At 34.1% G+C, this 6,982-nt stretch carries 6 protein-coding genes and 2 tRNA genes; 3 read left to right on the top strand and 5 right to left on the bottom strand.

Annotation, left to right across the window (positions count from 1 at the left end):
* Positions 1-983 precede the first annotated feature (983 nt).
* The 3 genes from A9G22_RS09295 to erpA form a co-directional block, all read right to left on the bottom strand.
* Positions 984-1,059 (bottom strand) — tRNA-Gly (locus A9G22_RS09295).
* A 12-nt stretch (positions 1,060-1,071) separates the two neighbouring features.
* Positions 1,072-1,159, bottom strand: a tRNA-Leu gene (locus A9G22_RS09290).
* Between the two features lie 159 nt (positions 1,160-1,318).
* Complete coding sequence (erpA, locus tag A9G22_RS09285) at positions 1,319-1,660, bottom strand: iron-sulfur cluster insertion protein ErpA (protein ID WP_065586246.1); 342 nt, start codon at positions 1,658-1,660, stop codon at positions 1,319-1,321.
* 159 nt (positions 1,661-1,819) lie between these two features.
* On the opposite strand from erpA, the gene hemL reads away from it, so the two are divergent.
* Complete coding sequence (hemL, locus tag A9G22_RS09280; protein ID WP_075508752.1) at positions 1,820-3,112, top strand: glutamate-1-semialdehyde 2,1-aminomutase; 1,293 nt, start codon at positions 1,820-1,822, stop codon at positions 3,110-3,112.
* 64 nt (positions 3,113-3,176) lie between these two features.
* The gene (gene bcp / locus A9G22_RS09275) at positions 3,177-3,653 is read left to right on the top strand and encodes a thioredoxin-dependent thiol peroxidase (protein WP_075508751.1); all 477 of its coding nucleotides are present in this window, start codon (positions 3,177-3,179) and stop codon (positions 3,651-3,653) included.
* Positions 3,654-3,688: 35 nt separating this feature from the next.
* Here bcp and A9G22_RS09270 read toward each other — a convergent pair whose 3' ends face one another.
* Positions 3,689-4,762: an AI-2E family transporter gene (locus A9G22_RS09270; RefSeq protein WP_075508750.1), complete on the bottom strand. Its 1,074-nt coding sequence runs from the start codon at positions 4,760-4,762 to the stop codon at positions 3,689-3,691.
* Between the two features lie 48 nt (positions 4,763-4,810).
* A complete protein-coding gene (locus tag A9G22_RS09265; RefSeq protein ID WP_065586242.1) occupies positions 4,811-6,340 on the bottom strand; it encodes a helicase HerA-like domain-containing protein in 1,530 nt (509 codons plus the stop codon).
* A gap of 174 nt (positions 6,341-6,514) precedes the next feature.
* Here A9G22_RS09265 and A9G22_RS09260 point away from each other — a divergent pair, with 174 nt between their 5' ends.
* Positions 6,515-6,745 (top strand): YdcH family protein, encoded by a 231-nt coding sequence (locus A9G22_RS09260; protein ID WP_065586241.1) that lies wholly within the window; start codon positions 6,515-6,517, stop codon positions 6,743-6,745.
* Positions 6,746-6,982: the final 237 nt, after the last annotated feature.

Below are 6,982 nucleotides of genomic sequence, written 5' to 3'. Positions count from 1 at the left end.
TCTTCAATGATCTACTTGTGTGAAGTTATGTGCAGTAACAACAAATGCAATCACTAACCTAGGTCTATCTACTATGATAAATAACGAACAAACTTATCAAGAAAATCAGTTCCCTCCATTCAATTCGTATTAGTGTACTTGCTGTTGTTTTGAATTCAACAGATATTGATAATTGGATTACTGAACGATTTGCTACCAAAAGAAGCATAGGTAATACCACTTTAATGGTGTAGTGGCAAACTTGGTTGTTTTATGTCCGATTATGCACTGAAAGTTTTATTAATCGACTTAGATATGCGACCTAAAATATCGAGTTACTATGGCATGATTAATAATATTTCTAGTTAAGATATTTATTAATTGACTTCATTCAATAAAAACCGATTAGAAAATTTAGTTTCTCATACTACAATTACTAATCGTTATCTCATCTATTTCCATGGTGATAGTTAAAGGATAGTTTAATACATTATTATTTTGCGCCCAATTAACGTTTTCGACTTAAAAATTTGATGTCTATTTTTAGGCCTCATTATGATATATAGCAATTATTTACACTTAGGGAGCTTGTAGTATTTTGCTTGAAACAGAGATTGTTGCTTCGCCTATTTACTATCACCTATAACTACCAAAAATTTTGGCTAAGCATGAATTTAAACGTGGAACACTACAATTAATGTCGGACATTCAACTTATGTTACCTTAATGATATATTCAGTAAGTACCTCGTCATAATAAACACCATATATTTTTAATAAACGTAATGATGGTTAGTCAATATTATAGATTAATTGTTCAAAAAATATATTATTGCAATAGCTTATTTTTGACAAGTTCAAAGACAACTCAATGGAGTTTGAACTAAATTTTCTTGGATAACTCCGAATTATTTTGTTCTATACTGGACTGGAAAGTAGAATAGTATAATTTCTTTTGAAAACAACGCATTATGTAATTCTAGAAACGATATTGAATAGTAAATTTGGAGCGGGAAACGAGGTTCGAACTCGCGACCCCGACCTTGGCAAGGTCGTGCTCTACCAACTGAGCTATTCCCGCATAGGTAAGAAGTGGTGCCCGGGGCGAGACTTGAACTCGCACGGCCAAAAAGGCCGAGGGATTTTAAATCCCTTGTGTCTACCGATTTCACCACCCGGGCTCAAAACTGATTACTAAGAAGCAATTCGCTTTGAATGCTGTGCATTTTACCCATCTAAAATTTATCGTCAACTAAAAAATCAAAATTATTGTTTAACTGCTCAATGTTTGTCACATTTTATCGGTTTATTAATCTGTTTTTAAAAAGCTAAAATACCACTTAAACACTAAAAGATGAACCACAACCACACGTTGTTGTTGCATTAGGATTGTCGACTACAAAGCGAGAGCCTTGTAAACCTTCTACATAATCGATTGTACCACCGACAAGATATTGTAAGCTCATAGGATCAATAATAAGCGATACGCCATTTTTTTCGATAGCTAGATCGTCTTCGTTCACTTTCTCATCGAAAGTAAAACCATACTGAAATCCACTACAACCACCGCCTGTTATATACACCCTTAATTTTAGATTTGGGTTTTCTTCTTCGGTAACTAGTGATTTAACTTTATTTGCTGCTGCGTCAGTAAAGTGAATCGGTAAAGCGTTGTCGCTCATATTCTTCTCCTAATATGTTTACCTATGTATTATATACTCTTGCTAGATGAAAATACAAAATAGAAAACCTCTATTAAATAAATTTTTCATAGCTAGCTTGAATTTATTTTGATTTTATGAATAAATACAACAAAATTTTTTAGAGAGATTATCTCGATTATGCTAAACAATTTCAAATCAGAAAAGCTTTATCAACAAGCGTTATCTGTCATGCCTGGCGGTGTTAATTCACCTGTTCGCGCTTTTAATGGTGTGGGTGGATCGCCTTTATTTATTGAACGAGCCGACGGTGCATATATTTATGATGTAGACGATAAAGCTTATATCGATTATGTCGGTTCTTGGGGACCTATGATTCTTGGGCATAACGATCCTGATGTTGCCAATGCAGTAATTAATGCTGTGCGCAATGGGTTAAGTTATGGAGCTCCAACCGAAATTGAAACCAAAGTTGCCGATTTAGTCACACAATTAATACCTTCAATTGAAATGGTGCGAATGGTAAATTCGGGAACTGAAGCAACCATGAGTGCCATTCGTGTTGCTCGTGGTTTTACTGGTCGAGATAAGATTATTAAGTTTGAAGGTTGTTATCACGGTCATGCCGATTATTTGTTAGTTAAGGCGGGTTCGGGCGCCCTTACTTTTGGCCACCCGACTTCACCTGGTGTGCCTGATGATTTTGTTAAGCATACATTAGTTTGTGATTATAACAACTTAGAATCGGTCAAAAAGCAATTTGAGCAATACCCCGATGAAATCGCCGCCATTATTATTGAGCCAGTCGCAGGCAATATGAATTGCGTGCCAGCCAAAAAAGAGTTTCTACACGGATTACGTGCACTTTGCGATAAGTATGGTGCGCTATTAATCATTGACGAAGTGATGACTGGCTTTAGAGTCGCCCTTGGCGGTGCTCAAGATTATTATGATGTTGTGCCGGATCTGACGTGTTTAGGCAAGATTATTGGTGGAGGTATGCCTGTTGGAGCATTTGGAGGTCGTGCGGATATTATGATGCAATTAGCGCCAACCGGTCCAATATATCAAGCAGGTACCCTTTCAGGCAATCCTATTGCAATGACAGCAGGTTATACAACTTTAACCAAGTTAATGGACGTTGGGATCTATCAAGCGTTAGCAGATAAAACTGCATCGCTTGCCAACGGATTATTATCGGTCGCTAAAAAGCATAATGTGCCATTCGTGGTGAATTATGCTGGTGGGATGTTTGGATTATTTTTTACAACTGCTTCTGAAGTAACCAGTTATCAAGATGTTATGCAGTGTGATGTTGAATTATTCAAAAAATTCTATCATTATATGCTAACTGAAGGTGTTTACTTTGCACCGTCAGCTTTCGAAGCTGGTTTCATGTCACTTAAGCACACAGAAAAAGAGATCAATCACACAATTGATGCAGCAAGTCGTTTTTTTAGTAACTTAATTTAAAAGTATAATACTGTTTTATATACCCAAAAGAAAAAATTAAACTATTAAAATAGGTAATAATTATATGGTTAATCCACTTAAAGAAGGTGAAAAAGCACCTCAGTTTTCGTTGCCAGACCAAGATGGAGAGCAAATAAGCTTGAAAGACTTTGAAGGTCAACGTATTTTAATTTATTTTTACCCAAAAGCGATGACTCCTGGTTGTACAGTGCAAGCATGTAATTTGCGTGATTGTCAGGACGAGTTTAAAAAATACAATGTGGTGATCCTTGGTATTAGTACCGATAAACCAGAAAAGTTATCTCGATTTTTTGATAAAGAATTATTAAATTTTACATTGCTTTCAGATGAAAATCACGAGGTTGCCCAAGCATTTGGTACTTGGGGAGAAAAGGAATTTATGGGTAAAACCTATGACGGAATTCACCGTATAAGCTTTTTAATTGGCAAAGACGGTAAAATAGAAAAAGTGTTTGATGATTTTAAAACTTCTAACCATCACGAAGTAGTTTTAGATTATCTTCAAAACCACAGTAAATAGTTTTGCTTAAAAGCAGATTAAATTATAATCTGCTTTTACTTCGTACTAGTATTATTTAATTCGTCTAAATTTGGCCAAGCATTTATAATTGCTTTAACTAATGTAGCTAAAGGTATTGCAAAAAATATTCCCCAAAATCCCCATAAACCACCAAACACAATCACCGCTAAAATAATCACAAGTGGATGTAAATTGAGCTTTTCCGAAAATAAGCAAGGTACTAATAAATTTCCATCTAATGCTTGAATCAAAACATAGCAAAATAGCAAATAACCAAATTGTGCAGTTAATCCCCATTGAAATAGTGCAATTAATACAACGGGAATACTTGAAATAATAATACCAACATACGGTACTAATACAGATAACCCAACAAGCACGGCTAATAAAAGTCCATAATCTAAGCTAAAATACCAAAAAGGAATATAGACACAAACCGATAAAATAATAATGTGCAGAACGTTACCCACAATATAATTGGATATTTGCATATCCATTTCAGTGGCAACTTTGTTTAAAATTGTGCGGTTTTTTGGTAAAATTTTTGAACAGTATCCCAAAATTTTTGCTTTGTCTTTTAATAAAAAGAACATCATTATTGGCACTAATACCGCATTAATTGCAATAGATACCAATCCTAATAAAGAAACAATTGAAAATTGTAATAATGAATTACCCGTTTGTACAACTTTATTAGTAATGCCTTGGATGACCGAGTCAAATAACCCAACATCAATTAATTCTGGATAATGTTCTGGCAAGGTGGTTAGGAAGTTGTTAGCAAAATTTAGCATGTTTGGAATATTGGTGATTAAACTTATACTTTGTTGCCAAATTAATGGTAATAAAATCATAAACCCGACTAATACAACCATTAAAAAAAGCAGTAATACCATCACAACAGCCAGCGTTCTTGGGATATTTTTTTTATGTAGAAAGTTAACTGGGCTATCTAACAAATAAGAAAGCACAATAGCAATTAATACAGGCAAAAGAATTTTATTGAAAAAATAGATGATAATAAACAGGCCAAGAATAACAGCCATTAACGAAACAACATGTGGATCGCTAAAACGCTTTTTATACCATTCCATAAACATTTTTAACATTAAAATACTCCTATTTTGCTCACTTTGCGGATAATAATCTCAGTTTGATTATTTTTTAAAGCCACCAAATATGCCTCGAGTGATCTGCTTACAAATTTGATTGACAACTTGCCTAGTCGCACTTTTAGCTATTTTTTGAGTGATACCATCACGTTGTCCACCTCTTGGCCCTTTTGTCCCAAAAAGAAGCGAACTTAAACAATTAAGCAATCCACCATTACTTTGTTTATTATTTTTATCACCGTCTGTTTTTGTATTGCCATTATTTGTATTTGTGTTTTGATTAGACAAGCTATCTAACAAAAATCCATTTTTCAATATTTCATAAGCGGATTGTCGATCTAAGGTTTGCACATATTTATTGTAAAAATGGGATTGATGAATAATAAATGATTGATTGTCTGGTGACATTGGTCCCATTTTTGAACCTGGCGCAATAATATAACCACGCTCAACCATGTTTGGGCGACCTTTTTCGTCTAAAAACGAGATAAGCGCTTCGCCAACGCCTAATTCCATTATCGCTTTTTCAGTATCAAAACATGGATTCGCGCGCATGGTTTGGGCGGCTGTTTTTACCGCTTTTTGATCTTTAGGAGTAAATGCGCGCAAGGCATGCTGCACACGATTGCCTAATTGCCCTAAAATTGTATCGGGAATATCGCTCGGGTTTTGCGAGGCAAAATAAACCCCTACCCCTTTCGAGCGGATTAGTCGCACAACTTGTTCTATTTTTTTTAATAATGCAGGCGAAATGTCATTAAAAAGTAAGTGTGCTTCATCAAAAAAGAAAACAAGTTTAGGTTTATCAAGATCACCGACTTCTGGCAAATGCTCAAAAAGTTCTGACAATAGCCATAATAAAAAAAACGAATATAATTTAGGTGAGTTATATAATTTTTCGGCCGATAAAATGTTAACTATGCCGCGACCTTCAGAATCAACTTGTATTAAGTCTTGAATATCGAGCATTGGTTCGCCAAGAAATAATTCTGCGCCTTGTTGTTCTAGTGTTAATAAACCACGTTGGATTGCGCCAATTGACGATACCGAAATGTTTCCGTATTGTGTGGTGAATTTTTTAGCATTATCACCCACAAATTGAATTAAAGCTCGAAGATCTTTTAAATCAATTAATAATAGACTGTTATCATCCGCAATTTTAAATATCAGCTGTAACACGCCTACTTGTACACTGTTTAAATCGAGCAAACGACCAAGTAAAATTGGTCCTATATCTGACACGGTACAGCGAACGGGGATCCCTTTTTCGGCAAAAACGTCCCATAATTCAATGGGTGATAATTCTGGTTGCCAACTATCGGCTTCAATGCTAACTAAACGAGCCTGTAGTTTATCAGTTAATATACCTTTTTCGCCAATTCCTGTTAGGTCGCCTTTAACATCAGCAAGAAAGACTGGCACACCTATTTTTGAAAAGCTTTCAGCCATTTTTTGTAGAGTAACTGTTTTACCGGTACCCGTTGCACCCGTAATTAAACCATGACGATTAGCTAATGCAGCTATAATAGATAAATCTTTACCATGGCTTTTGGCAATTACAATCGATTCACTCATGGATTAACCCCTTTTTTTATTTTTGCTTTGTACTTAATACTATTTTGTTATAAAAATAATTTCTCTATTAAAACAATTTTTCTATTAAAGCTACAAATAATATTGTATTCTGAATTAGCAATAGCTGCTATTGTTATTATATTATCTAACCCATATCCCATATAAGGAGGCACTATGTTTCCAGAATATCGAGAAATAATTTCTAAATTAAAAAATACCGATTTACGTTTTCAAAAATTGTTCGATCAACATAATGAGCTTGATCAAAAGATTAAAAACATTGAATCAGGAATTATTGTCAATACCACTGAAACGATAGAGGTATTGAAAAAACAAAAGCTTAAAATTAAAGACGAAATTCATAGAATTTTAAGAAAAGCGTCTGAAACACATCTAAACCTATAATCAGCTACAACTTGTAATTATTTTAATCAATAGCTTTTTTAATATTAAAAAGCGCTCAAATAAAAACCCCAATTATTGGGGTTTTTATTATGTGTTAACTGAAAAGCTTTGCATTAATTATTTTGTATTTAATGATTTAATTTTTCCTGAGCCTTCTTTTGTTTTCGGCTTTTAATTAGCATAATTAAATTTTTATGTGGTGTTTTCATAGATTATTTCCTTTTAGTTATAATTATA

Origin of the sequence: Gilliamella sp. App2-1, from assembly GCF_001690255.1 — a bacterium.
Taxonomy (GTDB): domain Bacteria; phylum Pseudomonadota; class Gammaproteobacteria; order Enterobacterales; family Orbaceae; genus Gilliamella; species Gilliamella apicola_G.
Note: the sequence above shows the minus strand (reverse complement) of the source record. Positions and strands in the feature narration are given on the sequence as shown.

Excerpts from the sequence above, each read along its gene's own strand:
- A9G22_RS09270 (WP_075508750.1), bottom strand. The coding sequence starts at position 4,762 with ATGTTAAAAATGTTTATGGAATGGTATAAAAAGCGTTTTAGCGATCCA.
- bcp (WP_075508751.1), top strand. The coding sequence starts at position 3,177 with ATGGTTAATCCACTTAAAGAAGGTGAAAAAGCACCTCAGTTTTCGTTG.
- A9G22_RS09265 (WP_065586242.1), bottom strand. The coding sequence starts at position 6,340 with ATGAGTGAATCGATTGTAATTGCCAAAAGCCATGGTAAAGATTTATCT.
- erpA (WP_065586246.1), bottom strand. The coding sequence starts at position 1,660 with ATGAGCGACAACGCTTTACCGATTCACTTTACTGACGCAGCAGCAAAT.
- A9G22_RS09260 (WP_065586241.1), top strand. The coding sequence starts at position 6,515 with ATGTTTCCAGAATATCGAGAAATAATTTCTAAATTAAAAAATACCGAT.
- hemL (WP_075508752.1), top strand. The coding sequence starts at position 1,820 with ATGCTAAACAATTTCAAATCAGAAAAGCTTTATCAACAAGCGTTATCT.